Source organism: Alphaproteobacteria bacterium (genome assembly GCA_033344895.1).
Taxonomy (GTDB): Bacteria; Pseudomonadota; Alphaproteobacteria; order UBA8366; family Aestuariispiraceae; genus Pacificispira.
In genome coordinates this window covers 3,251,175-3,274,750 of record JAWPMN010000001.1, presented here as the reverse complement: position 1 = coordinate 3,274,750, position 23,576 = coordinate 3,251,175, and the positions used below count along the sequence as shown (strand labels likewise).

Sequence of the window (23,576 nt, the reverse complement as noted above, 5' to 3'; positions counted from 1 at the left end):
TCTGCTCCCATGCTGGAAATTGATGCATTCGACCGAAAGATCCTCGCCCTGGTTCAGGCGGATTGCCGCCAGACAACCGAGGCCATTGGTGCCGAAGTCGGCCTGTCGCCAACGGCGGTTCAACGTCGCCTGAAAAGGCTGCGCGCCGCAGGGGCGATCCGGCGCGAGATTGCAGTGCTGGACGGTGCGGTTACCGGAAACCGGATCACCTTGATCGTTCACGTCACCCTGACCAAGGGACGGGGGCAGGCGGTGGACGGCTTCAAGGCCAGAATGCGCAAGCTGCCGGAGGTGCAGCAGTGTTTCTATACGATGGGCGAATCCGACTTTGTCCTGATCGTCACCGCGAAGAGCGTAACCGACTATGAGGCCTTCACGCGCCGCGCCCTGTTCGACGACGCCAACGTTGCCCATTTCAAGACGACGATTGCGATGGATACGGTGAAAACGGGCCTCGACGTTCCGCTGGACTAGCGGTTTCCGTTCAGCAGTTCGGTGACCTTGGCAAGCAGTCGCTCGCGGTCGACGGGCTTGTTCTGGTAGGCAGTGACACCGGCATCGAAGGCCTCGTCCCGATCCTGGGCGGTCGTGAAGGCTGAAAGCGCCAGTATCGGGACCGATCGGCACTGTGCCTCCGCACGCAGTCGGCGCACGACGTCCCACCCCGTGGTCCCCCGCATGTTCAGGTCGGTCACGATCATGTCCGGTGCCGGCCCAGCCAACGCCGCCTGAATTCCGGACTCGCCGTCCGACGCCACGTCCACGTCATGACCGTCCCCTTGAAGGATTGCGGTCACCAGATCGCGCGTGCGTGCGTCATCATCAATCAGAAGTATGCGAGACATCGCCACCCTTGCTCCAATGTCCCTGCCCCGACGACTGTCTATCGCTGTTCACCGGCATACGCAATCTTTCGCGCCATGAAGCGGGTTGACGCCGGCGGCTCGTCTCTTTCTGATCGGACCGATTGATTAGGCATCGGGGTCGAAATGTGGTCGGAAACCGCCGCAAAGGACGGTGAGATCTGGGTATTCGGATATGGGTCGCTGATGTGGCGGCCGGGCTTCCCGCATCTTGAATCGGCGCCGGCAACCCTGCACGGCTATTCACGAAGCTTCTGTATCTGGTCGGAACACCATCGGGGGACACCGGAATGCCGCGGCCTCGTCCTGGGCCTTGCATTGAGCGACGGTGCGGCCTGCGACGGCATGGTGTTTCGTGTGGCCCCCAATGACTGGCCGGAAACCGCCGCCTATCTGGAGGAGCGGGAACTGCGCGGCTACGCCTATCGTCCGGCCCACCTGCCGGTCGACCTGCCGGACGGTCGGCGTGTCCCGGCGCATTGCTTCGTCGCCGACCCCTCACATCCTCATTTTGCCGGGCTCGTCCCGCTGGATCAGGCGGCCCGCGTCATCCTTCAGGCGCGCGGCGAGGCCGGCCTCAACCGCGATTACCTGATCAACACCGTCAAGTCGCTGGAAGAGCATGGCTATCGGGAGCCGCATCTGCACGCGCTGCTGGCGCGGGTGCTGGAGATGACCGGCGAACTGGATGCCGGCGCCGGAATCTAGGGAAGGGATTGCTCGTGAAACTGCTTGTTCAGCGATCCGGCAGGGCATCGGTCTCTGTCGAGGGCGAAACCATCGGATCGATCGAGCGGGGCCTGGTGATCTTCGTCTGCGCGGAACCCGGTGACAGCAACGACGATGTGGCCTTCCTGGCCCGTAAGGCCACGGCATTGAGGGTCTTTTCAGATGCGCAGGGAAAGATGAACCTGGCCCTGGGCGATGTCGGCGGTGAGGTGCTGGCCATCAGTCAGTTCACGCTGGCCGCGCGCTGGCGAAAGGGCAACCGGCCGGGCTTTTCCGATGCCGCGCCGCCGGATGAGGGCCTGAGGCTCTTCAATCACTTTGTAGACATCCTGCGCAGCGAATGCGTGACGGTGGCAACCGGCCGTTTCGGCGCGGACATGCAGGTAAATCTCATCAATGACGGCCCCGTCACGCTCTGGCTCGACGGGCGGAACCCGACCTGAGGAGCGGCCATGCGCTTCACGATTGCCCCCATTCTTGACACCTTTCCAAGCTACCGGGTTGCGGTTCTGGTCGCCCGAGACCTGTCGGTGGAAATGGATCGCGGTGCAGCCCTACAGGCCCTGATCGCGGAAGAGGAAGCGTCGGCCGCGGAACGATACGACCCGGAAGACCTGGGGACGTTGGCCGCGATATCGGATTGGCGCCGCGCCTACCGGGATTTCGGGATCAAGCAGACCAAGTATCGGTCGTCGGTCGAGCGGCTGCTGCGTTCCGCCGTCAAGGGACGTGGCCTGCCGCGGATCAGCCGCCCCGTCGACGCCTACAATCTCATTTCGATCCGGCACCTGACACCAATCGGTGCGGACGATCTGGACAATGTTCGTGGCAATTTCGGGTTCCGCTTCGCCACCGGCGAAGAGAGCTTCCTGCCGCTGGGAAAGGAAGATCAGGGCGAAGACCCACCCAAGCCGGGTGAAGTCGTATACGCAGACGAAACGAAGGTGCTCTGCCGGCGCTGGAACTGGTATCAGGACGGACGGTCCTGCATCACCGCCGCAACGCAGCGGGCCGTCGTCACGATACAGAGCCTGGGAAGCGTCGATGTCGACGCGGCGGCGCAGGAACTGGCGGCGCTTTGGCAGGACCAATGCGGCGCGCAGGTCTCCTGGCAGATCGCGGATGCCGCCCGCCCCGACCTGACTGTCGAAAGGCCGGGAACGCCCGCCTAGTTCACCGCAGCGCTAGATCACCGTAGCGACGGCGACCGTGCCGATCAGGACGAAGCAGAATGCGATGCTGAACGCGAAGCGCATGACCGGGCGGCGCGGCTGATATACACGGCGGTTACGCTGCGGCGCGAATGACAGGTCGGTCATTGTCTTAATCCTCTTACGGTTCCCAAGGTCCGCTCCTGCGATCCCTGTCATCCCTTCTGACAACAGAAATGGGCCGCAATGGGGCAAAAATCTGTGACGGCGGTCACGGTTTCAAAGAAATTTTATTATTCAAGATGAACGATATCTGGACGTTTGCTACATGTTCGCGTTAACGTCACATTAACCATGTCACTGCATGGTTATGCGGGTTGGGCATGGTGGGGAACCCTCGCGGTGAATGCGATCTTGACAAAGAAGCGTACGGAAGACGGCTACATACCCTTTCACATTCGGTTTCAGGCCTGGTGGGAGGGTGAGGACCCGAATGCGCTGCTCATACGGAAATACGGCAACACGCCCGACAATCCTTTAGCCATTCAGGTGGATGACGAAGCGGAGGAAGACGAGTCCGGCCGAACCTGGCCAAAGGGACGCGTCAGCTTCTGTAGGCGCCTCTGGGAACTGGACGAAAAGGACGAAGTCGTTCATCCGGGCGGCGCTGATTATACGTCCTGGCTGATGAAGCCGATGAATCTGAACCATGAGATGAGCAGCATCGACCTTTCGGCCGGGCTGGGCGGCGGCACGCGCAAGACCGCGAAAAACCTCAGCACCTATATCGATGGCTATGAGGCCGATCCGGAACTCGCCGACCTGGCGCAGGCCCTGTCGGTTCAGCACGGCATGGAGCGGCGGGCACCGGTCAGACTGTACGATCCCGAACAACTGGATTTGCCCGAACGGCGGTTCAGCGGCGTCCTGTGCCGCGAACGTGCCTATCGGTTCCGCCGCAAGGATCTGTTCCTGCAGACCGCCTTCAACAGCCTGCGACCGCGCGGCCACTTCATCCTGACGGATTACGTGGTGGTCAACGAGTCGGACGCGGACCATCCTACCATCGGGGCTTGGATGTCCCGGGAGCCGGGTGAGTTCAACCTCTGGACCGCCGAGGACTACCGCAAGTTCATGGTCAATCTGGGCATGGACATGCGCATCACCGAGGATGAGACGGAGCAGTACCGTGCCATGCTGCTGCAGGCCTGGTCCCGCTTCGTCGCCGGCCTGTCCAAGCAGGACCTGACCCGCGACTTCATCAACGACATGATGCGCGAGGCGGAATACTGGCTGATGCTGATCCGGGCCCTGGAATCCGGCAAGCTGCGCTATTACCGCTATCACGCGATCCGCGGGATCGAGAGCGCCTGACGGCTCCACGTCATTGCTGCTGCGTCCGGGCCGCCTGCCATTTCCGGGCGAATTCGGCGAGGCGAACCGGCTTGCGCTGCCGCCCCCAGCTGCCCGGCTTCGGTTCGAACCGTCCGGCGATGGGCGTGCTGCAGGACGTGCAATGGCCGCCCTGCCCCACCTTCCAATCCGTCAATTGATGCCAGTCCCGGCCGATCACCTTGGTGCCGCAGCCGGGACAATAGGTCGACCCGGTCGGCTCATGATGGATGTTGCCGGTATAGACATAGTTCAGCCCGGCCTGCCGTCCGATGCGATGGGCCCGCAGCAGCGTCTCCGGCGGCGTGCGCGGTTTGTCCGTCATCTTGTAGTCGGGGTGGAAAGCCGTGAAATGCAGCGGCACATCCGGTCCCAGCGCCTCGTAAACCCATTGCGTCAACGCCTCCAGTTCCTCGTCCCCATCGTTCTCGCCGGGGATCAGCAGGGTCGTCAGTTCGACCCAGGCGTCGCGTTCCTTCACCAGATAGACCGCCGTTTCCTTCACCGATTCCAGCGACGCGGTGCAGAGCTTGCGATAGAATTCCTCGGTAAAGGCCTTCAGGTCCAGATTGACCGCGTCCATCCGCCGGAAGAAGTCCTCCCGCGCCCCTTCCTTCACATAGCCCGCAGTCACCGCGACATTGGCGATACCCGCCGCATGGCAGGCCTCCGCGACATCGGTCGCATATTCCAGAAAGATCACCGGGTCGTTATAGGTATAGGCAACGGACCGGCAGCCGGTCTGCCGCGCCGCCTCCGCAATCGCGCCGGGCGGCGACTGGTCCATCAGCCGGTCCATCTTTCGACTCTTGGAAATGTCCCAGTTCTGACAGAACTTGCAGGTCAGATTGCACCCCGCCGTCCCGAAACTGAGGACAGGCGTGCCCGGCAGGAAATGGTTCAGCGGCTTCTTTTCGATAGGGTCAATACAGTATCCGGACGCCCGGCCATAGGTCGTCAGGACCAGTGCATCCCCGCGCCGAGCCCGGACGAAACACAGGCCGCGCTGCCCCTCATGCAACTTGCATTCGCGCGGGCACACTTCGCAGCGGATACGCCCGTCCTCCAGCACCGCCCAATGCCGGGCCGGCACGCCTTCAATGACATCCTGTTCCAGTGTGACGCCTTCGGTCATGGGAACGCGGGCTCCTTCTATCCGTAGGACGACTGCGTTACACTAGCAGAAGATATGGTTTGAAGGGACGAAGGATTCATGGCCCTGATCCGACCGCCCGCCGTGGCGGGCATGTTCTATCCCAACGATCCGCGCGGACTCACCGGGGCGGTGGCGGAATTCGTGAATGCCGCCGTCAACGCGGCGGGGATCGGCAAGGATACGCCGGCGCCGAAGGCCATCATCGCGCCGCATGCGGGCTACAAGTATTCCGGGGCCTGCGCGGGCGAGGCCTATGCCCGCCTGATGCCGGACCGCAGTCGGATATCCCGCATCATTCTCATGGGGCCATGCCACCGGGTTGCTGTGCGCGGACTGGCGACCACGACGGCGGATTACTGGAAGACACCGATCGGCGCGGTGGAGATCGACCGGGCGGCCCTGGACGGTCTGTCCGACCTGCCACAGGTCCTGGCCCATGACGGCGCCCACCAGCAGGAACACAGCCTGGAAGTCCATGTGCCCTTCCTGCAGATCTGCTTCCCGCATATGAAACTGGTTCCCTTCGCGGTCGGACAGGCATCGGCGGAGGATGTCGCGGAAGTGCTGGCGCGGCTGTGGGGCGGGGACGAGACGCGGATCGTGATCTCCACCGATCTCAGCCATTTCCTGGATTACGATGCCTGCAATGCACTGGACGCGCAGACCGCCGAGGCGGTGGAGCGCTTCGACCACGCCGCGATCGGCCGCGACCAGGCCTGCGGCCGCATCCCGATGTCGGGCCTGCTGCATCTTGCGAAGGAACGTGACATGAGCATTGAGCGTGTCGGCCTGTGCAATTCCGGCGACACGGCGGGCGACAAATCCCGGGTCGTCGGCTATGGCAGTTGGGTGCTGCGCTGATGAACACGGCGGAGATTGCGGAGAAGCACGGGCCGCTGCTGCTGGATTTCGTGAAGCGAACCCTGGCCCATGGCGTGACCCAGGGGAAACCGCCTGATGTGACGGTCGACAGCTTTCCCGAAGAGTTGCGGGACCCGGGGGCGACCTTCATCACCATTGAGAAGCGCGGCAAGTTGCGCGGCTGTATCGGGTCGCTGCAGGCGCACCGCCCGCTGGTCGCCGATCTGGTGGAAAACGCCTTCAAGGCCGGGTTCAAGGACCCCCGCTTCCCGCCCCTGACCCGCGAGGAGATGGGCCAGATCAGTTGGTCGATCTCCCTGTTGAGCGAGCCGGAGCAGATGCTGATCCGGGACGAGGCGGACCTGCTGCGCCAACTGGTGCCGAAGGTCGACGGGCTGATCATCGCCGACAAGGGACGGCGGGCGACCTTCCTGCCCCAGGTCTGGGATCAGTTGCCTGATCCCGTGACATTCCTGTCCCACCTGAAACGCAAGGCGGGTCTGCCGCCGGACCATTGGTCGCCGGACTTCACCGCATCGCGCTACCGGGTCGTGAAGGTCGGTTAAAGCACCTGCGCCGGGGCGTGAATTGACCCCTGCGCAGCGGGCACTATGATCTGGTGCAACCCACCGTACCCATCCCGTAAACGAGGGCTATTTATGACGAAGTTCGGTATCGGACAGGCCGTACGACGCACGGAAGATTTGCAGCTATTGACCGGCGCCGGCCAGTACACGGCGGATGTCGACTGGCCGCAACAGACCTATGCGGTGGCCGTGCGCTCTCCATATGCCCATGCCCGTATTCTTTCGATGGATACGGCGGACGCCGAGGCGGCGCCGGGCGTTCTGGCGGTGATCACCGGGGCGCAGATGCGCGCCGACGGCGTTGGACCGATGGCCAGCAACATCGTCGTGACCCAGCCCGACGGATCGCAGATGGTCGACCCGCCGCGCTATGCCCTGGCGGAAGGCAAGGTGCGCCATGTCGGCGACCCGGTCGCCTTCGTCGTAGCGGAAACCCTGGACAAGGCGCGCGACGCGGCCGAACTGGTGATGGTCGATTACGAAGACCTTCCCGCCGTCACGGATACCGACCTGGCCGACGCCGATGGCGCGCCGCTGGTCTATGACGAGGCACCGAACAACCGCTGCTTCACCTGGGAGTTCGGTGACGAGGCCAAGGCCGATGACGGCATGGCCAGGGCCGCGCACACGGTCCGGCTGAAGCTGATCAACAACCGCATCGTCGTGAATTCCATGGAGCCGCGCGCCGCCTTGGCCGCCTATGAGGGCGACGCGGAGACCGGGCGCTATGTCCTGCACACCCCGACTCAGGGTGTCCATTCTGTGCAGCGCCAGCTGGCCCAGGACGTGTTCGGCGTCGAAAAGTCCCGTATGCGCATCCTGACCGGCCATGTCGGCGGCGGATTCGGCATGAAGATCTTCCTGTATCCGGAACAGGTCTGCGCCCTCTATGCCGCGCGCAAGATCGGCCGCCCGGTAAAATGGGTCGCCGAGCGGTCCTATGACGGGTTCACGACCGACAAACAGGGCCGCGACCATGTCAGCGACATCGAACTGGGGCTGGACGCGGATTACAGGATCACCGGTCTGAAGATCACGCTGAAGGCAGCGATGGGGGCCTATATCTCCGGGTTCCAGGCCTTCATTCCGACCATGGCCAGCGCCAAGATGTATTCCGGCGTCTATGCCATCCCGGCGGTGCATCTGCGTGTCCACGGCCTGTTCACCAACACGACGCCGGTCGACGCCTATCGCGGTGCCGGACGGCCGGAGGCGGCCTATCTGCTGGAACGCCTGATGGACAAGGCGGCGCTGGATCTGGGTCTCAACCCGGTCGACCTGCGCATGCGCAATTACATTCAGCCGGATGCCATGCCCTTCCCGACCGCGACCGGCCCGACCTATGATTCCGGGGACTTTCCGCGCCTGACAAACATTGCGCTGGATCGCGCCGACCGCGGCGGGTTCGAAGCCCGCCGCGCCGAAGCGGAAGCGCGCGGCAAACTGCGCGGCATGGGCATGGCCTATTACATCGAATGCTGCGGTGCCGGACCGGGTGAGCAGGCGGATATCCGCGTCGACGATGCCGGCCGGGTCACCCTCTATATCGGCACGCAGGATAACGGTCAGGGCCACCAGACCGCCTACAAGCAGATCGTGTCGGACCGCCTCGGGCTCGATCTCGACCGGATCACCGTGGTCCAGGGCGATACGGATCTGGTGGAACGTGGCGGTGGCACCGGCGGATCCCGCTCCATCCCTGAAGGGGGCGTGGCGGTGCGCAATGCCGCGGACGGTGTCGTCGACAAGGGCAAGGTCATCGCCGCCGGCATTCTGGAAGCCGCGCCGGGCGATATCGAATTCGCCGACGGGCACTTCACCATTGTCGGCACGGACCGGCAGGTCGGTTTCGAGGACGTCGCCCGCGCCGCCCACGATCCGTCACGCCTGCCACCGGATATCGAACCCGGCCTGGATGTGAAGGTCCGCCACAAGGCGGAAGTCCAGACCTATCCCAACGGCTGCCATGTCTGCGAATTGGAAATCGATCCGGATACCGGCGATCTGGAGATCGTGAATTATGTCGTGGTCGATGATTTCGGCACCGTGGTGAACCCGCTCATGCTGGCCGGACAGGTCCATGGCGGAATCGCCCAAGGGCTGGGACAGTCGCTGCTTGAGGAAACCGTCTACGACAAGGAATCCGGTCAGCTTCTGTCCGGGTCCTTCATGGATTATTGCATGCCGCGCGCGGACGACATCCCGACCATCGATTTCAGCTATGTCGACGACATCCCCTGCACGACGAATCCGCTGGGAATCAAGGGCGCCGGTGAGGCCGGAGCCATCGGTGCGCCGCCCGCATCCATCAATGCCATCGTCGATGCATTGAAAAAGTTCGGCATTCATCATATCGACATGCCCGCAACGAGGCACAAGATCTGGGCCGCCATCCAGGCAGCCCGGCAACAGCAAGCTGCGGAGTGATCCATCCCGTGACCCTGATTTCCGATCCCGCCCAACTTCTGCCCGCCATCGAAAAGGCCGCGCGCGACGCCGGGGCCCGGATCATGCAGATCTATGCCACCGATTTCGAGGCACGGACAAAGGACGATGCCTCCCCCGTGACGGAGGCCGACGAGGCGGCGGAAGCCCTGATCCTGCCGATGTTGAAGGCTTTGACGCCGGACATCCCGATCGTCGCGGAGGAAGCGGCTGCGGCAGGCGATGTCCCCGATGTCGGCGACGGCCCGTTTTGGCTGGTAGACCCGCTGGACGGGACCAAGGAGTTCCTGAAACGGAATGGCGAATTCACGGTCAACATCGCTCTGATCCAGGACCGCGAACCTCTGGTCGGCGTGGTGTTCCTGCCGGCGAAGGGCGTGATGTATTCCGGCATTCGCGGTGAAGGCGCCTGGCGGACGCTGGAAGACGGCGCCCGCAGCGCGATTGCGGTGCGGCAGCCGCCCGAGGAAGGGCTGACGGTCATCGGCAGTCGCAGCCATGGCGACCCGGCGGAGATGGAAGCTTTCCTCAAGGGCCGAACCGTCGCCGAAACCCTGTCCGCCGGCAGTTCGCTGAAATTCTGCCTCGTCGCGGAAGGGAAGGCGGATGTCTATCCACGTCTGGGCCGTACCATGGAGTGGGACGTCGCGGCAGGTCATGCCGTGCTGGCCGCCGCCGGCGGCATCGTCACCCTGACCGACGGCACGCCCTTCGGCTATGCCAAGAACGCGATTTTCGAGAACCCGCATTTCGTGGCATGGGGCGGCGCCCGGCCGTGATGCGGACCGCCCCGCGCGCCGGCGACAGCAACACTCATCGGGTGTCGGCGGTAGAGCGGGGAGTTGAGAAGGTTCCTGCTTTCGCAGGAACACGGTGGCGGATAAAGCCAGTTGCGTGCTCCTGCGAAAGCTGGAGCCTTCGTAACGCCGGCTCGCTGGGTGACCTATCAAGTGTTTCTGTTTTCATTGGCACACGGTGTGAGATAAAGCGATGACCCGCGTCTATCTGGCCGGACCCGACGTTTTCCACCCCGACGCCGTCGCTCTGGGTCGCCGCAAGAAGGCGATCTGCGCCGAGTTTGGCCTGACCGGGGTCTATCCGCTCGACAACGAACTGCCATTGGACGGCCTTCCGCCGCATGCGCAGGGCATGGCTATCTATCATGCCAATATCGCACTGATGCAGGGATGCGACGCCGCGATCGCCAACATGACCCCTTTCCGCGGACCGTCCTGCGATGCCGGGACCGCCTTCGAGATCGGCTATATGCGGGCGCTGGGCCGCCCCGTCTTCGCCTACAGCAACGTCGCGGCAACCTTTACCGAACGATCAACCGGCCTGGACGGGTACACGGTCGAGCGCTTCGACATGACCGACAATCTGATGCTGGACGGCGCTGTGGTGGACAGCGGTTCCCGGCCGGTCGCCGGACAGGCCGAGGATGCGTTCACAGATCTGTCCGTGTTCCGACGTTGCGTCGAAAGCCTGCGCGACGCCCTGGACCGATAATCAATCGCGGAAGCTGGGGTCCTTGCGGTCCAGCATACGCAGATAGGCCGGCCATTCCGGCAATTCCCTGGCCCGCATGCCCTCGATCCCGTCGTCCCATTGCTTGGCGGTGTGCTCACAGACTTCATGCGGCGGCATGTTGATCTTGCCGCCGGACTGCATGACCTGCAATTGGACACGACAGGCCTGCTCCAGATAGTAGAGCCGCGTGAAGGCGTGGCTGACGGTCTGCCCCAGCGTGAGCAGCCCGTGGTTGCGCAGGATCATCGCCCAGGAATCTCCCAGATCGGCGACCAGCCGGTCCCGCTCTGACAGGTCCAGCGCAATGCCTTCATAATCGTGATAGGCAAGCCGGTTGTAGAACTGAAAGCCGCCCTGCGTCATCGGCAGGAACCCGTCCTCCAGACAGGACACGGCAGTGCCCGCGTCGGAATGGGTATGCAGCACGCAGACCGCATCGTGCCGTGCGCCGTGAATGGCGCTGTGAATGGTATAGCCCGCCGCGTTGATGCCATAGCTGGACCCGTCGACGACATTGCCGTCCAGATCGATCTTCACCAGATTCGAAGCACAGACCTCGTCATAGGCCAGACCGAACGGGTTGATCAGAAAGTGCTCCGGCTCGTCCGGAACGCGGGCGGTGATGTGATTGTAGATCTGATCGCACCAGCCATGGGCATGGATCAGGCGGTAACAGGCCGCCAGATCGACACGCATCGCCCATTCGGCCTCCGAACAGTCCAGGCTACGGCGGATCGGAAGCTTTGATGCGACATTCGACATGACGGACTCCTCCGGATTTTCCTGCCCGGTCTACTCCGCCGCCCGTGCCAGGGCATGCAAGGCGTCGTCGTCGCCCGGCAATAGCGGAGAACGGTCCGGGTTATTGTGATACCATGCCCGATTGTTCCCGCCCGTCGGTTGGTTGTCGACGGCGTTATAGTTGAAATACATGATCCCGCGGGGCCAAGGACTGACATTGTTGGCCGAACCGTGCACCAGATTGCAGTGAATGAAGGCGACGGTTCCAGCCGGCCCCATCAGCGGCACGATGCCGTTCTGATCGGCATAGCCCCGCACTACATCATGGTCGATCTGCATAACGGTGTAGCCGGTCGAGTCCTCCTTCGACACCGCGTCGACAATGCCGTGGCGCTGGGTTCCGGGCAGTACCATCAGCGGCGAATTCACCGGTGACGCATCGTCCAGGAAGATCGCGGTCATGACGCAGCGTGGTTCGGGCATGCCGTCTTCGCGGTGCCAGGTACCGAAATCCTGATGCCAGTTCCACGCACCGCCCGAAAATCCCTGCTTGGGATTCAGGCGGCTCTGATGAATGTAGGCGTCTCCGCGCAGCAACTGCTGCACCGGATTCAACAGGCGCGGCATGACGGACAGTTTTGCGAACGGGTCGCTGAAGGCATGGCCGCCGTAAACAAGACGAATGCCGCCCCCGTCGGCCTCCCGCACCACTTCGGGTCCGTCACGGCCGTAAAGCGCGGGGCTTGCCGCCTTCAGCACACGGGCTTCTTCTTCGTCCAGCAGTCCCGGAAACAGGAGGTAGCCGGTACGGTCGAATTCTTCGATCTGAGCGTCTGATAGATGCATGGCCGGGAGCGTAACGGCGAACTTGCCGGTCGCCAAGCCGCCATTTCTCTTTCACCGGACGGAGGCCTCCGGCAGTATGCTCGGCATTTCGAAAAGTGCGGGGAAATGGGCATTCCGTGAGCGTATCTATCCGCTTTGTCATGATTTTCGGGTTCTGCGGGCTGCTGGCAATTTCGGTCGCGGCCGTGATCATTACCGGCGTGGCCGGGGCCCTGGGCAACACCCTGACCCTGATGGCCCGCGATTCAACCCAGATGGTTGAGGAGGCCCGCCGCAATCTGGAAACGGAACTGGCACCGATCGAGAACCAATCCGCCTATATCGCCGATCAGTTCGCCCAGGGGCGCCTTCGGTTCAACCACCCGAACCGCCTGACCATTGCGCTGGAATCTTCCATGGCCGCCCTGCCCGATCTGGCCGGCATGCTGGTTCTGGACACGAAAGGGGTCGGCTTCAGAATCCTGGGCGAGCGCCGAGGCGGAAAACTGCCGGCCGTCACCGTCGGGAACTTCCAGAACGAGCCGGGTCTGGCGCGGGCCATCGATCTGGCGCGTCATGCCAACCGCCCGGTCTGGCGCCGACCTGTCTGGGTTCCGGAAATCCAGCAGACCGTGATCAACCTGCACACGCCCTTGTATCACGACGGGGAATATATCGGCCTGCTGATCCAGGGGAAGGCAATTGCAGATCTGTCCGGCCGGTTGCGCGATCTTGCGGATGACGACGGAAAGATCCCGTTCCTCCTCTATGGCGAGGGCCTGGTCCTTGCACATCCCGGTCTCGCCGATCTGGCTCTGGACGTCACGCCGGACGATCCATTGCCGACGGTGGCGAATTTTCAGGACGCCATTCTCGCCGAGTTCCCGCAGCTCGAAGAGGTCATCTTCGAAAAATATGCCGAGGCGGATGACCTGAGAATGGGGCGCACCGAATTCGCAAACCGGTCGTATCTGTTTTCCTACATTGAGGTGAACGGCATCGCCGCCGATCTTCCCATTGTCGTCGGATTGTATGTCGACGAGGAACGCTATCAGGATTTTCGGGACCGGTTGCGCAGCATGATCCTGGTCGGAATCGGAGTTCTGATCCTGTCCGGCATCGTCGCGCTGCTGATGGCCAAGGCGACCGTGCGCCCCATCCTGGCCCTGTCGGAGGCCTCCGCCAAAATCGCTGCTGGAGAGTATGACGATTTGCCCGTTCTGCCGAAAAGCCGGATGCGCGAATTGCGCGATGCCTCCCGGGCCTTCGAAGAAATGGTGCGCGGGTTGAAGGAACGCGCCCGTATCCTGGACCTGTTCGGTCGGGTGGTACCGGAAAAGGTTGCCGAACGCATGCTGAGCGTCCCGGACGAACTGGCGCCGCAAACCGTCGAGGCTACCGTCCTGTTCTGCGATTTGGCCGGTTTCACCCATATGACGGAAGAGTTGGGGCCGGCCAAGGTCGTCGCGGTACTGAACGCCTATTTCACGGATATCGTGGATGTGGTCCACAGCCATGGTGGAATTGTCACGCAGTTTCAGGGCGACGCCATTCTGTCCGTCTTCAACCTGCCCATCGCAGACCCGGCCCATGCGGAAAAGGCCGTGTCCGCCGCGCGGGAAATTCAGGCGCACCTGGCCAGCCGCCATTTCGAGGGACGGCAGCTTTCCTGCCGCATCGGCATCGCCACCGGCCCCCTGATTGCCGCCAATGTCGGCGCCAAGTCGCGGATGAACTACACTGTCCATGGCGATACGGTGAACCTGGCCGCGCGACTGGAGCAGTTGAACAAGGAACTGGGCACGACCGTCCTGGTCGCCGCCTCTACCGCCGCCCGCGTCCGCAAGGGAACCCTGCTCTCCCTCGGAGAGCGCTCTGTTCGCGGCCTGGACAACCCCATCGAGGTCTACGCCCCTCTGGAATCGAAGTCATGAAAGAACTGCTGCGTACCAACGACCCGGTCCGGCTATCCTTTATCGGGTCCGTATTGAGGGATTCCGGCATCGAGAGCGTCGTCTTCGACGAGCATACCAGTGTGCTGGAAGGGTCCATCGGGATCCTGCCGCGCCGGCTGATGGTCCTTGACGAGGATTACGATGCGGCCCGTCGGCTGCTTCGTGAGACCGGCCAGGAAGACGAATGACGGCCCCCGATATCGTCAGCGACAAGTTTCTGGACGGCCGCCTGATACTGGCGCAGCCCCGGCACGGCTATCGTGCGGCCATGGACCCGGTTCTGCTGGCTGCTGCGGTCCCCGCAGTGCGTCCGTCGGAGAAAGTCCTGGAATTGGGCTGCGGGGTGGGAACGGCGCTGTTCTGCTATGGCACGCGGGTACCGGACGCGCATTTGACCGGTCTGGAAATCGACGCCGATACGGCCGATCTGGCCCGATCCAATGCGGCGGCAAACGGCCTGTCCCCGCGTACCAGCCTTCAAACCGGCGATATTCTCGCCCTGCCCAATGGCATCGCACCGGGCACCTATCATCAGGTCTTTGCCAATCCGCCCTACATGACCGCCGGGGCCGGCGATGCATCCCCTGTCGAAGGGCGTGCCCGGTCAAATGTCGAAGGGGCGGCCCGCCTGAAGGACTGGATCTGGGCCCTGCTGAAATGTGCCCGTCCCAAGGGCGGTATCGCCCTGATTCACCGCGCCGACCGGGTCGACGAAATCCTGTCCCGGCTGCACGGAAAGGCAGGGGACATCACTGTGATTCCGTTGTGGCCCCGTATCGGGGCCCCCGCCAAGAGGGTCATTGTCCGCGCGCGGAAGGGCGTCCGCGGCGGCGCGATCCTGCATCCCGGCCTCGTCCTGCATGGAGACGGCGATACGCGCTACACCGACGCCGCCTCCGCGATCCTGCGGAACGGAGCCGCCCTGACCTGAAGCCGCGGTCGGCACCGTCCGGTTCAGGCGGATTTCCCCTGAGCATGGAAGATGAAACCCAATACGTTCATCAGAAGCTGTGCCGCCAGGAAAGCGGTCGATCCGGACTGATCATAATCCGGCGCCACCTCGACCAGGTCGATTCCTACGATCTCGCCCTTCTCCGTCAGCCCCTGCAGGATCTCCAGCACTTCGTAGTAAAGGAAACCACCATGGCTCGGTGTGCCGGTGCCGGGCGCAATGGACGGGTCGAAGCCGTCGATGTCGATGGTCAGGTAGTAGCGCACGCCGTCCGGCACCTTCGCCAGAACGCCGTCGCGCCCCAGGTCGCGGCAATGCCGGACCGACAGAATTGTCGATCCCGCCCGCCGAGCCGCCTCGTAATCCTCGCGGTTGGAGGATGATACATTGCGAATGCCCAGCTGCGTGAAACCGGTGACATGGCTCAGCTCCGACGCCCGCCGCAGCGGATTTCCATGGCCGTATCGCACGCCATGCCGCTCATCGACAAAGTCCAGATGCGCATCGATATGGACGATGTGCACCGGCTCCTGGTCGTCGAATGCGCGGATACACGGAATGTGAACCGAATGGTCGCCCCCCAGAACTACGGGCAGTGCACCGGCCTTCAGGATCTTCCGCACCCCGAATTCGATGTTGTCGTGGCTGCGGATCGTATCGGTATGAATGATGTCGGCATCCCCGATATCGACCATTCGAACCTGATCGACCGGCAGATAGGTCACATCGTCCTCAAAGTCATACGCACCGTCATGACCGAAGGAAAACAGCGTCGACGCCTCACGAATTGATCGCGGGCCGAACCGGGCCCCGGCCCGATACTGTGTTCCCATGTCGAAGGGCGCCCCCAACACGGCAATATCGGCATCGATCGCGTCCCAGTCCAGACAGGCAGGCTGCTTGCCGAATGTACAATGTCCGACGAAGGGCAGATTCAGCCGCCCGCCTTCATAGCCGTGTTTCGCCATGGCGAATGCCCCCGGTAATGCGAAGTATGACTTAAGCCCGGAGCCTAGATTTACCCGGCAGCGATGGAAAGGGCCCTTTCGCGGATCTCCCTCAGCAAGCCTTCACGATCCGTCTCGATCCGTTCGGCGAGCGCCGTCCGCGACTCGTTCATTGCGAAATGCCGCCCGCTCCAGCGAATGATCTCCAGCATCAGCGGCGCGAGGTCGAGCCCCTTATCCGTCAGCCCGTAATGGAAACTGCGCCGGTTCTGGGGATCCTGACGCCGCCAGATGATCCCCTCCTCCTCCAGAGTCCGAAGACGGCTCGCCAGAATGTTGGTGGAGATCCCCTCCCCGGATTCCATGAACTCTCCAAAGGTCTTTCGCCCATGGAGCATCATGTCCCGCAGGACCAGCAGGGTCCAACGATCCCCGAAGATGTTGGCGCCCAGAAAGACGGGACAGCCGGTCCCGGACGTTGCTGTCGTTACCATGTTCCCAATATGAATTTTTAACTTGCAATGTGCAAGTCATATCACCAATTAACCACTTGCATAATGCAAGCTACCTATTCTGGAGACCAACGAAATGCACACGTATCGAAACGCCTTCCCCCTGCCCTCGGGGCCGGCTCTCCCCGGAATTCTTGACTCTCTGCGCATGGCGGTCGCACCGGTTGCCCGGCATCTTCACCGGCCCCGCAACCCGGTCGTCGGGATCGCAGAGGAAATGGATCGTCTGACAGAAGCCATGACTGACGATGAGAGGCGCGCCAGCGGGCCGGATGCCATTGCCCGCCGTCTGCGCAGCCACGCCTATCGCGCGGCCGTCGCGGGTCTTGTCGGTGGATTCGGAAAGGTCGGCAGCGGCGGTTGAGGACTTACCCGCGCTCGGGACCGGCCCGGCGCAGGGATTCCACGATCCCGTGCAGGGTCCGGATATCCTGATCGCTCAGATCCGCGCGTTGAAACAGGTTGCGAATGTTGCGCATCACGGTCGGACGCATGTCGGGCGACCGGAAGAAACCGCCGCTGTCCAGACCGCGCCCCAGCCGCTCGATATAGATATCGATTTCCTGACGCGTGGCGGGGCGCGACTCGCCAATATCCAGGGCACGATCCGGCGTATCGTCCCCTGCAATGAACCATTCGTATCCGACCAGAAGGACGGCCTGTGCCAGATTCAGTGACTTGAACTCGGGGTTCAGGGGCACGCGCAGAATGACATCGGCCTTGGCGACATCCTCCGTCGTCAGACCGGACCGTTCCCCGCCGAACAGGACACCGCATCGTTCCAGCCCTGTCGCCTCTCGCGCGCGCATGTCTGCCGCTGCGGCACGCGGGGTCATGACGGTCTCCACCATCTCGCGCTTGCGCCCGGTTGTGGCATAGACACGGGTCAGATCGGCCACCGCGTCCTCCACCGTGTCGTGCAGTGTCGCGCCGTCGATTACTTCCAGCGCACCGGACGAGGCATCACGCGCCTTCTGGTTCGGCCAGCCGTCGCGCGGCCGCACGATGCGCATCTTTGTCAGGCCACAATTCAGCATGGCGCGGGCGCACATGCCGATATTCTCACCCAGCTGGGGGTCGACCAGTACGATGACCGGTGACGTGTCGTTGGAATTCTGTTCCGTCATGCCTGAAAATCGAGGTTCCAGATTCGATAGCGTTCCGGGTCGTCCTGCCAGCGGTCCCGCACCTTCACATAGAGGAAAAGGTGGACCTTGGTTTCGAACATGTCCTGCAGTTCCTCGCGGGCCAGCTGCCCCACGGTCTTCACCTTGGAGCCGTTCTTGCCCAGAATGATGGCGCGCTGGCTCTCGCGTTCCACATAGATGACCTGTTCGATGCGGATCGAGCCATCCTTGCGCACATCGTAGCTCTCCGTCTCGACGGTCAGCGCGTAGGGGAGTTCCTGGTGCACGTTCAGGAACAGTTTTTCCCGCGTGACCTCGGCCGCCAGCAACATCTGCGGCATGTCCGACAACTGGTCCTCCGGGAACAGCCAGACACTCTTGGGCATCCGGCCCGCCAGATGCGCCATCAGGTCGTCGGTCCCGTCAGCCCGGGTCGCGGAGATCATGAAAATGTCGCTGAATAAGCCGGTGGCATTCAGACGGTCCGCCAGTTGCAGCAGCGATTCCCGTTTCACAAGATCGATCTTGTTGAGGGCCAGGATAGCCTTACCGCCACTGTCCTGGAGCCCTTTGAGAATGCCGTCGACCTCCTCCGTCACGCCGGTCTGGGCATCGATCAGGAGGATCGTCGCATCGGCATCCTGCGCACCCTGCCACGCAGCCGATACCATCGCCCGGTCCAGCCGGCGTTTGGGTTTGAAAATGCCGGGCGTGTCGATGAAGGCGATCTGGGCCTCACCGTGAAGCGCGATCCCCAGCACCCGGGTCCGGGTTGTCTGGACCTTATGTGTGACGATCGACACTTTCGCGCCGACCAGTTGATTGACCAGGGTCGATTTGCCGGCGTTCGGCGCACCGATGATGGCCGCGAAACCGCAGCGGCTGTCCTGGCTGCCTTCATTCTCATTCATTGTCGTGTTCTTTCTGCAGACGGCGCAGCAAATTACCGGCGGCGGTCTGTTCCGCCTGCCGTTTGGCGCGGCCTTCGGCCTCTTCCGCACCGAAATCCGGCACGGAAACCCGCACGGTAAAGACCGGCGCATGATCCGGTCCGCTGCGGGAAACCTCCTCATAATGCGGCAGCCCCAATCCGCGGGCCATGGTCCATTCCTGCAGCCCCGACTTGGCGTCGCGCGGCGGCGTCGGATTGGCATCCAGCAGCGGTTCCCATTGCGCGGTAACGAATCTGGATGCCGCATCCAGACCGGCATCCCGATAGATCGCCGCGATCAGGGCTTCGCAGACATCGGCCAGAATTGCCGGATTGTCGCCGCCCTCCGCCTCCTCCGACGTGCCGAAACGGATTTCGCCCCCCAGATCCAGGCTGCGGGCGACCTGGGCCAGGGTCTCCTGACGCACCAGGGCATTCAGGCGGCGCGAAAGGTGCCCTTCCGGCTCCTTCGGAAACCGTTTCAGCAGCATGTCTGCCACCAGAAGGCCCAGGACACGGTCGCCAAGAAATTCCAACCGCTCATAACTGCCCTTGCCGGCCTGAGACAGGCTGCGGTGTGTCAGGGCCAGTTCCAGCAGACGGCGGTTTGCGAAGCTATGTCCCAGTCGGGCCTCCAGCGCGGCCCGATCCGGCTCACTCGACGACATTGAAGAAGCGCTCAAACCGGATGCCGGGATCGCCGATCGAGAAGAAGATGATCGTCGCCTCGCCGATGAAATTCTCAAGCGGAACGAAACCGACATTCTGCAGCACACGGCTGTCAGACGAGTTGTCGCGATTGTCGCCCATCATGAAGAAATGGCCGGACGGCACGGAGAACTCCACGGAGTTGTCCATCGGACCGGTATCGCCGTTCTCTTCGATGATCGGATGCTCCACGCCGTTCGGCAGCGTTTCGATGTACTGCTTCACCCAGGGCGACATGCCTTCGGACGGCTCCGATCGGTAATCGCCGACCGGGCGACGAGACACCGGTTCTCCGTTGATGTGCAGGATTCCGTGACGCATCTGAATGGTGTCGCCGGGCAGGCCGACCACGCGCTTGATGAAATCGGTGTCGGGTGCGGACGGATTGCGGAACACTGCGACATCGCCGCGCTCCGGCAGGCTACCCGCGATCCGACCCGAGAAACTGACCGGACTGAAGGGGAAGGAATACTGGCCGTAGCCGTAGGAAAATTTCGATACGAACAGATAGTCGCCGATCTTCAGCGTCGGCAGCATCGATCCCGAGGGGATATTGAACGGCTCATAGGCGAACACCCGGCATCCGACCGCGATGATCGCCGCCCAGAAGATGGTCTGCGTCGTATCCAGGAAGGATGCGACATAGGGATGCTTCAGCCACTTTTTCAGGCGCGGCATCATGCCAGCGGGCATATCGCTCTCCGAATCCTGCGAGGTCTTGTTACTCATGCGGCGCGCTTGTCCTGATCGTGCTCTGCATTGCGCGGGATATGGCCCGGCGGTCCATAAAGTGTCAACCCTGCCCGGGGGCGGCACACGGCCTCATGCGGTCATCGTTCCCGATAGGTCGTGGCCAGATCGGCCAAAGCCTCATCAACCGCCGACAGGATGACCATCGCATGGGCCAGCCCCGCCTCATCGGTCAGGGATACGTCCAGCAAGGGTGCATATCCGGGCGGCATCAGATACGCCGCCCGCGCCTTGGCCCCGCCATGCAGGATCAGGCGCGGCTTTCCGCTGGACAGCGGTACAACCTCCATGTCGCGCCAGAAGACTCCTTCGCGCAGTCCGGTTCCCAGTGCCTTGGAGCATGCCTCCTTGGCGGCAAACATCTGGGCATAGCGGTCGGCGCGCTTCGCCTTCTTCCGCTCCGCCCGGGCCCGTTCCCGATCGGTGAAGCAGCGCTCGGTGAAGCGGTCGCCGAACCGTTCCAGCGACGCGGCAATCCGGGAAATCTCGCATAGATCAGTGCCGGTGCCGATGATCATGCCGGATCCTGCCCGACCGCCTGTCCGGGTACGGCCATTTCCTTCGACCGTTTCCGAAGGCGGCGCTCGAAGCGCATCTTGCGGAACCGCTCGATGCCCCGGGCGAGCGGAAAATAGAACAGCGGCCAGACAATGACCGACAGGATCGCGCCCCCCAGCATCATCGGCAGCAGGACATCGCCGATATGGTTCCAGAGATAGGTCAGCGACAGGTCGTTGAGCGGAACCCGGCTTTCCGAATCCAGCATGATGGCCGCGCCGACCTTGTAGATCGCCACCCAGATGAAGGGAAAGGTCCAGGGATTGCCGACAAGGGTGCCGAGCGCCGATGCAATCAGGTTGCCGCGCAGCGCCCAGGCGACAAGTGCGCCCAGCAGAAAATGAAACCCCATGAATGGCGTGAAGCTGACCGCCGCGCCGGCCGCGAATCCGGCGGCGATGCTGTGCGGTGTCCCCGGAAGACGCGCCATACGGCTCTTGTAATAGCCCAGCACCCGCCTGAAGCTCATGCGGGGCCAAATCAGTTCACGGAACCTGGAAAGTCGGGTCGGCGGATTTCGGCGGCGAAAAAGCATGTCGGTCAGGCGCGCTCCACCGAATTGACGTGTTTGGACGCGCGCAGGGCAGCCAAAATGTTGTTCAACTGTTTGGCATCGACGACTTCTATGTCGATCAGCATCTCAAAAAAATCCGCGCTTCTGCTCGTGAACTTCAAATTCGATATATTGCCGCCGTCCCGGCCGATCACCCCCGTCACCTCGGCCAAGGCACCCGGTTCGTTCAACAATACCGCCCGAATACGACCGGTAAAGGCCGATCCGTCCACGGCGTCCTGATCCCAGGAAACATCCAGCCAGCGCTCCGGCATGTCAGAGAAATTCTCGAGGGTCGGGCAGTCCATGTTGTGAATGGTCACGCCCTTGCCGGTGGTCACGATCCCGATGATCCGGTCCCCGGGGAGCGGGTGACAGCACTTCGCGAAATGGATCGCCATATGCGGGATCAGGCCGCGGATCGGGATGGCCCCGCCGGAGGTCGGATCGATCTGTTCCTTGGCGGCCCTCGGGCGCGGCGCCTTCTTTTCTTTCTCTTTCTCCTTCGCGCCGGGATAAGCGGCGTACAGGACGTCCCGTGCGTTGATCCGCCCCTCGCCGACACCGGCCTGGATGTCCTCTGCATTCTCGGCATCGAAGCGCTGGACGATGCCTTTCAGCGCCTTTTCCGTAGCCTCGTAGCCGGCCCCTTTGAAGGCCCGATCCAGAATCTCTTTCCCCAGCCGGACATATTGCTCGCGCTGAACGGAGCGAACGAACCTGCGGATGCAGGCCCGTGCCTTCCCGGTGACGACAAAGTTCTCCCAGGCCGGCGATGGCGTCTGTGCCTTGGAGGTCACGATTTCGACCTGATCCCCGTTGCGCAACTCAGTACGCAGCGGCACCAGACGACCATTCACGCGGGCAGCCGTACAGCGATTGCCGATATCGGTGTGAACGGCATAGGCAAAATCGACGGGGCATGATCCGCGCGGCAGGGCGTGAAGATCGCCTTTCGGCGTGAAGATGAACACCTGATCGGAGAACATCTCCATCTTGGTGTGTTCCAGAAAATCCTCGGGTCCGGAGGCGTTCTCCAGAATCTCCAGCAATTCGCGCAGCCAGCGATACTGCCGTCCCTCGGTAGAGCCCTTGCCTTCCTGGTCCGGCTTGCCGGTCTGCTTGTAGCGCCAATGGGCGGCCACCCCCAGTTCCGCGATCTCGTGCATGGCACGGGTACGGATCTGGATTTCGATGCGGCGGTTTTCCGGCCCGATGACCCCGGTGTGAATCGACCGGTAGCCGTTCGGTTTCGGCAGCGAGACGTAATCCTTGAAGCGCCCCGGCACCATCGAATACTTGCCGTGCAGGGCGCCAAGCGCCTTGTAGCAGTCCTCCAGGGAGTCCACGACGACGCGGAAGGCCATGATGTCCGACAGTTGCTCGAAGCCGATATTCTGACGCTGCATCTTGCGCCAGATCGAATAGGGCCGCTTCTGTCGGCCCGATACCTCCGCCTTCAATCCGGCCTCGGTCAGGTTCGTCATCAGGGCCGAGCGAACGCGTTCCACCACGTCGCCACCGGATTCCGCCAGGAATTCCAGCCGTGCGACGATGGAGGCACGGGCATCGGGGTTCAGTTCCTGGAAGGCAATATCCTCCAGTTCCTCCTGCCAGTCGCGTATGCCGATGCGTTCGGTCAGCGGCACATAGATGTCCATCGTTTCCCGGGCAATGCGACGACGCTTTTCCGGGGCCTTGATGAAGTGCAGCGTGCGCATGTTGTGCAGCCGGTCCGCCAGCTTGACGATCAGGACACGGATGTCCTGCGACATGGCCAGCACCAGTTTGCGGAAGTTTTCCGCCTGCTTCGTCCGGTCCGACTGCAGTTCCAGCTGCGACAGCTTGGTGACGCCATCGACCAGCGCTGCCACTTCCTCACCGAAGATCTCGTTGATATCCGGGATGGTGACTTCGGTGTCTTCGACGGTGTCGTGCAGCAGGCCGGTGATGATCGACGCGCAGTCCAGCCGTTTGTCACTCAACAGGCCGGCAACCTCGACCGGATGAGAGAAATACGGGTCGCCGCTGGCCCGTTTCTGATTGCCATGCGCCTTGACGGTAAAGACATAAGCCTTGTTCAGCGCGTCTTCATCCGCGCCTGGCTCATAGGCCTTAACCCTCTCAACAAGTTCGTACTGGCGCATCATGGCCGGGAAAAATGCCTCTTCGAAGGACGTTAATCAGTCAATATAGGCACAGTATGAATGCCGCGCCGGATGAAAAGAAAATTTGCATCTTTCGCCATATAAACAAGACCCAACGGGCAGGGTCCCGAAACGCAAAGAGCCCGGCTCTGTGGC

The 23,576-nt window shown here is 62.6% G+C and carries 28 protein-coding genes; 14 read left to right on the top strand and 14 right to left on the bottom strand.

Going from position 1 to position 23,576, the window contains the following annotated elements; translation table 11 throughout:
• The first annotated feature begins 9 nt into the window (after positions 1 to 9).
• Entirely contained in the window at positions 10 to 474 is a 465-nt protein-coding gene (locus R8L07_15755; GenBank protein MDW3206992.1) for an Lrp/AsnC family transcriptional regulator, read from the top strand.
• Here R8L07_15755 and R8L07_15750 read toward each other — a convergent pair.
• Positions 471 to 845 carry a response regulator gene (locus R8L07_15750; protein ID MDW3206991.1) on the bottom strand — a complete coding sequence of 125 codons (375 nt, stop codon included), beginning with the start codon at positions 843 to 845 and terminating at the stop codon, positions 471 to 473. The two genes, R8L07_15755 and R8L07_15750, sit on opposite strands and share 4 nt — an antisense overlap.
• Positions 846 to 989: 144 nt before the next feature.
• Here R8L07_15750 and R8L07_15745 point away from each other — a divergent pair, with 144 nt between their 5' ends.
• From R8L07_15745 to R8L07_15735, 3 genes are read left to right on the top strand one after another with little or no spacing between them, the layout of a single operon-like run.
• Positions 990 to 1,571: a gamma-glutamylcyclotransferase gene (locus R8L07_15745; protein ID MDW3206990.1), complete on the top strand. Its 582-nt coding sequence runs from the start codon at positions 990 to 992 to the stop codon at positions 1,569 to 1,571.
• 14 nt (positions 1,572 to 1,585) lie between these two features.
• Positions 1,586 to 2,035 carry a D-aminoacyl-tRNA deacylase gene (dtd, locus tag R8L07_15740; protein ID MDW3206989.1) on the top strand — a complete coding sequence of 150 codons (450 nt, stop codon included), beginning with the start codon at positions 1,586 to 1,588 and terminating at the stop codon, positions 2,033 to 2,035.
• Positions 2,036 to 2,044: 9 nt separating this feature from the next.
• Positions 2,045 to 2,764 (top strand): phenylalanine--tRNA ligase beta subunit-related protein, encoded by a 720-nt coding sequence (locus R8L07_15735; GenBank protein ID MDW3206988.1) that lies wholly within the window; start codon positions 2,045 to 2,047, stop codon positions 2,762 to 2,764.
• Positions 2,765 to 2,776: 12 nt separating this feature from the next.
• Here the strand turns inward: R8L07_15735 and R8L07_15730 are convergent, their stop codons facing one another.
• On the bottom strand, positions 2,777 to 2,911 hold the full coding sequence (locus R8L07_15730; GenBank protein ID MDW3206987.1) for a hypothetical protein: 135 nt from the start codon (positions 2,909 to 2,911) through the stop codon (positions 2,777 to 2,779).
• Between the two features lie 234 nt (positions 2,912 to 3,145).
• Between R8L07_15730 and R8L07_15725 the strand changes: the two genes are divergently transcribed.
• Complete coding sequence (locus tag R8L07_15725) at positions 3,146 to 4,117, top strand: class I SAM-dependent methyltransferase (protein ID MDW3206986.1); 972 nt, start codon at positions 3,146 to 3,148, stop codon at positions 4,115 to 4,117.
• A gap of 10 nt (positions 4,118 to 4,127) precedes the next feature.
• On the opposite strand, the gene amrS is transcribed toward R8L07_15725, so the two are convergent.
• A complete protein-coding gene (gene amrS / locus R8L07_15720; protein ID MDW3206985.1) occupies positions 4,128 to 5,270 on the bottom strand; it encodes an AmmeMemoRadiSam system radical SAM enzyme in 1,143 nt (380 codons plus the stop codon).
• Positions 5,271 to 5,348: 78 nt separating this feature from the next.
• Here amrS and amrB point away from each other — a divergent pair, with 78 nt between their 5' ends.
• The 5 genes from amrB (at position 5,349) to R8L07_15695 (ending at position 10,693) form a co-directional block, all read left to right on the top strand.
• Positions 5,349 to 6,152 (top strand): AmmeMemoRadiSam system protein B, encoded by an 804-nt coding sequence (gene amrB / locus R8L07_15715; GenBank protein MDW3206984.1) that lies wholly within the window; start codon positions 5,349 to 5,351, stop codon positions 6,150 to 6,152.
• Positions 6,152 to 6,718 (top strand): AmmeMemoRadiSam system protein A, encoded by a 567-nt coding sequence (gene amrA, locus R8L07_15710; GenBank protein ID MDW3206983.1) that lies wholly within the window; start codon positions 6,152 to 6,154, stop codon positions 6,716 to 6,718. The genes amrB and amrA overlap by 1 nt, the downstream gene beginning before the upstream one ends.
• Before the next feature lie 93 nt (positions 6,719 to 6,811).
• Positions 6,812 to 9,166, top strand: a complete 2,355-nt coding sequence (locus R8L07_15705) for a xanthine dehydrogenase family protein molybdopterin-binding subunit (protein ID MDW3206982.1) — start codon at positions 6,812 to 6,814, stop codon at positions 9,164 to 9,166.
• A gap of 8 nt (positions 9,167 to 9,174) precedes the next feature.
• Complete coding sequence (gene cysQ / locus R8L07_15700; protein MDW3206981.1) at positions 9,175 to 9,963, top strand: 3'(2'),5'-bisphosphate nucleotidase CysQ; 789 nt, start codon at positions 9,175 to 9,177, stop codon at positions 9,961 to 9,963.
• A gap of 211 nt (positions 9,964 to 10,174) precedes the next feature.
• Complete coding sequence (locus tag R8L07_15695) at positions 10,175 to 10,693, top strand: nucleoside 2-deoxyribosyltransferase (protein MDW3206980.1); 519 nt, start codon at positions 10,175 to 10,177, stop codon at positions 10,691 to 10,693.
• On the opposite strand, the gene R8L07_15690 is transcribed toward R8L07_15695, so the two are convergent.
• Positions 10,694 to 11,476: a class II aldolase/adducin family protein gene (locus tag R8L07_15690; protein ID MDW3206979.1), complete on the bottom strand. Its 783-nt coding sequence runs from the start codon at positions 11,474 to 11,476 to the stop codon at positions 10,694 to 10,696.
• Positions 11,477 to 11,506: 30 nt separating this feature from the next.
• Positions 11,507 to 12,337: a phytanoyl-CoA dioxygenase family protein gene (locus R8L07_15685; protein MDW3206978.1), complete on the bottom strand. Its 831-nt coding sequence runs from the start codon at positions 12,335 to 12,337 to the stop codon at positions 11,507 to 11,509.
• Positions 12,338 to 12,417: 80 nt separating this feature from the next.
• Here R8L07_15685 and R8L07_15680 point away from each other — a divergent pair, with 80 nt between their 5' ends.
• The 3 genes from R8L07_15680 to R8L07_15670 are packed head-to-tail and all read left to right on the top strand — an operon-like array spanning position 12,418 to position 15,166.
• Positions 12,418 to 14,214 (top strand): adenylate/guanylate cyclase domain-containing protein, encoded by a 1,797-nt coding sequence (locus R8L07_15680; protein MDW3206977.1) that lies wholly within the window; start codon positions 12,418 to 12,420, stop codon positions 14,212 to 14,214.
• A complete protein-coding gene (locus R8L07_15675) occupies positions 14,211 to 14,423 on the top strand; it encodes a DUF2007 domain-containing protein (protein MDW3206976.1) in 213 nt (70 codons plus the stop codon). Before R8L07_15680 ends, R8L07_15675 begins: the two co-directional genes overlap by 4 nt.
• Positions 14,420 to 15,166 carry a methyltransferase gene (locus R8L07_15670; GenBank protein MDW3206975.1) on the top strand — a complete coding sequence of 249 codons (747 nt, stop codon included), beginning with the start codon at positions 14,420 to 14,422 and terminating at the stop codon, positions 15,164 to 15,166. Before R8L07_15675 ends, R8L07_15670 begins: the two co-directional genes overlap by 4 nt.
• A 23-nt stretch (positions 15,167 to 15,189) precedes the next feature.
• Here the strand turns inward: R8L07_15670 and speB are convergent, their stop codons facing one another.
• Together speB and R8L07_15660 are read right to left on the bottom strand one after the other, a co-directional pair.
• Positions 15,190 to 16,155: an agmatinase gene (gene speB, locus R8L07_15665; GenBank protein ID MDW3206974.1), complete on the bottom strand. Its 966-nt coding sequence runs from the start codon at positions 16,153 to 16,155 to the stop codon at positions 15,190 to 15,192.
• 50 nt (positions 16,156 to 16,205) lie between these two features.
• On the bottom strand, positions 16,206 to 16,628 hold the full coding sequence (locus R8L07_15660; protein MDW3206973.1) for a helix-turn-helix domain-containing protein: 423 nt from the start codon (positions 16,626 to 16,628) through the stop codon (positions 16,206 to 16,208).
• A gap of 94 nt (positions 16,629 to 16,722) precedes the next feature.
• On the opposite strand from R8L07_15660, the gene R8L07_15655 reads away from it, so the two are divergent.
• Complete coding sequence (locus R8L07_15655; GenBank protein ID MDW3206972.1) at positions 16,723 to 17,010, top strand: hypothetical protein; 288 nt, start codon at positions 16,723 to 16,725, stop codon at positions 17,008 to 17,010.
• 4 nt (positions 17,011 to 17,014) lie between these two features.
• Here R8L07_15655 and R8L07_15650 read toward each other — a convergent pair whose 3' ends face one another.
• The 7 genes from R8L07_15650 to R8L07_15620 all read right to left on the bottom strand — a co-directional run bounded on the left by R8L07_15650 (position 17,015) and on the right by R8L07_15620 (position 23,423).
• Positions 17,015 to 17,773: an RNA methyltransferase gene (locus tag R8L07_15650; GenBank protein ID MDW3206971.1), complete on the bottom strand. Its 759-nt coding sequence runs from the start codon at positions 17,771 to 17,773 to the stop codon at positions 17,015 to 17,017.
• Positions 17,770 to 18,684, bottom strand: coding sequence for a GTPase Era (gene era / locus R8L07_15645; GenBank protein MDW3206970.1), 915 nt, complete (start codon positions 18,682 to 18,684; stop codon positions 17,770 to 17,772). Before era ends, R8L07_15650 begins: the two co-directional genes overlap by 4 nt.
• A complete protein-coding gene (gene rnc / locus R8L07_15640) occupies positions 18,677 to 19,372 on the bottom strand; it encodes a ribonuclease III (protein MDW3206969.1) in 696 nt (231 codons plus the stop codon). Before rnc ends, era begins: the two co-directional genes overlap by 8 nt.
• The gene (gene lepB / locus R8L07_15635; GenBank protein MDW3206968.1) at positions 19,359 to 20,141 is read right to left on the bottom strand and encodes a signal peptidase I; all 783 of its coding nucleotides are present in this window, start codon (positions 20,139 to 20,141) and stop codon (positions 19,359 to 19,361) included. Before lepB ends, rnc begins: the two co-directional genes overlap by 14 nt.
• Positions 20,142 to 20,242: 101 nt before the next feature.
• On the bottom strand, positions 20,243 to 20,680 hold the full coding sequence (gene acpS / locus R8L07_15630; protein ID MDW3206967.1) for a holo-ACP synthase: 438 nt from the start codon (positions 20,678 to 20,680) through the stop codon (positions 20,243 to 20,245).
• Complete coding sequence (locus R8L07_15625) at positions 20,677 to 21,189, bottom strand: DUF2062 domain-containing protein (protein ID MDW3206966.1); 513 nt, start codon at positions 21,187 to 21,189, stop codon at positions 20,677 to 20,679. The genes acpS and R8L07_15625 overlap by 4 nt, the downstream gene beginning before the upstream one ends.
• Positions 21,190 to 21,260: 71 nt before the next feature.
• Positions 21,261 to 23,423 carry a bifunctional (p)ppGpp synthetase/guanosine-3',5'-bis(diphosphate) 3'-pyrophosphohydrolase gene (locus tag R8L07_15620; protein MDW3206965.1) on the bottom strand — a complete coding sequence of 721 codons (2,163 nt, stop codon included), beginning with the start codon at positions 23,421 to 23,423 and terminating at the stop codon, positions 21,261 to 21,263.
• Positions 23,424 to 23,576 lie beyond the last annotated feature (153 nt).

Coding starts and splice junctions, on each gene's coding strand:
- rnc (MDW3206969.1), bottom strand. CDS start 19,372: ATGTCGTCGAGTGAGCCGGATCGGGCCGCGCTGGAGGCCCGACTGGGA.
- R8L07_15670 (MDW3206975.1), top strand. CDS start 14,420: ATGACGGCCCCCGATATCGTCAGCGACAAGTTTCTGGACGGCCGCCTG.
- era (MDW3206970.1), bottom strand. CDS start 18,684: ATGAATGAGAATGAAGGCAGCCAGGACAGCCGCTGCGGTTTCGCGGCC.
- R8L07_15735 (MDW3206988.1), top strand. CDS start 2,045: ATGCGCTTCACGATTGCCCCCATTCTTGACACCTTTCCAAGCTACCGG.
- R8L07_15730 (MDW3206987.1), bottom strand. CDS start 2,911: ATGACCGACCTGTCATTCGCGCCGCAGCGTAACCGCCGTGTATATCAG.
- R8L07_15690 (MDW3206979.1), bottom strand. CDS start 11,476: ATGTCGAATGTCGCATCAAAGCTTCCGATCCGCCGTAGCCTGGACTGT.
- R8L07_15705 (MDW3206982.1), top strand. CDS start 6,812: ATGACGAAGTTCGGTATCGGACAGGCCGTACGACGCACGGAAGATTTG.
- R8L07_15675 (MDW3206976.1), top strand. CDS start 14,211: ATGAAAGAACTGCTGCGTACCAACGACCCGGTCCGGCTATCCTTTATC.
- lepB (MDW3206968.1), bottom strand. CDS start 20,141: ATGAGTAACAAGACCTCGCAGGATTCGGAGAGCGATATGCCCGCTGGC.
- R8L07_15660 (MDW3206973.1), bottom strand. CDS start 16,628: ATGGTAACGACAGCAACGTCCGGGACCGGCTGTCCCGTCTTTCTGGGC.
- amrS (MDW3206985.1), bottom strand. CDS start 5,270: ATGACCGAAGGCGTCACACTGGAACAGGATGTCATTGAAGGCGTGCCG.
- R8L07_15750 (MDW3206991.1), bottom strand. CDS start 845: ATGTCTCGCATACTTCTGATTGATGATGACGCACGCACGCGCGATCTG.
- R8L07_15625 (MDW3206966.1), bottom strand. CDS start 21,189: ATGAGCTTCAGGCGGGTGCTGGGCTATTACAAGAGCCGTATGGCGCGT.
- R8L07_15650 (MDW3206971.1), bottom strand. CDS start 17,773: ATGACGGAACAGAATTCCAACGACACGTCACCGGTCATCGTACTGGTC.
- R8L07_15620 (MDW3206965.1), bottom strand. CDS start 23,423: ATGATGCGCCAGTACGAACTTGTTGAGAGGGTTAAGGCCTATGAGCCA.
- acpS (MDW3206967.1), bottom strand. CDS start 20,680: ATGATCATCGGCACCGGCACTGATCTATGCGAGATTTCCCGGATTGCC.
- R8L07_15745 (MDW3206990.1), top strand. CDS start 990: ATGTGGTCGGAAACCGCCGCAAAGGACGGTGAGATCTGGGTATTCGGA.
- R8L07_15655 (MDW3206972.1), top strand. CDS start 16,723: ATGCACACGTATCGAAACGCCTTCCCCCTGCCCTCGGGGCCGGCTCTC.
- R8L07_15755 (MDW3206992.1), top strand. CDS start 10: ATGCTGGAAATTGATGCATTCGACCGAAAGATCCTCGCCCTGGTTCAG.
- speB (MDW3206974.1), bottom strand. CDS start 16,155: ATGGCGAAACACGGCTATGAAGGCGGGCGGCTGAATCTGCCCTTCGTC.
- amrB (MDW3206984.1), top strand. CDS start 5,349: ATGGCCCTGATCCGACCGCCCGCCGTGGCGGGCATGTTCTATCCCAAC.
- R8L07_15695 (MDW3206980.1), top strand. CDS start 10,175: ATGACCCGCGTCTATCTGGCCGGACCCGACGTTTTCCACCCCGACGCC.
- amrA (MDW3206983.1), top strand. CDS start 6,152: ATGAACACGGCGGAGATTGCGGAGAAGCACGGGCCGCTGCTGCTGGAT.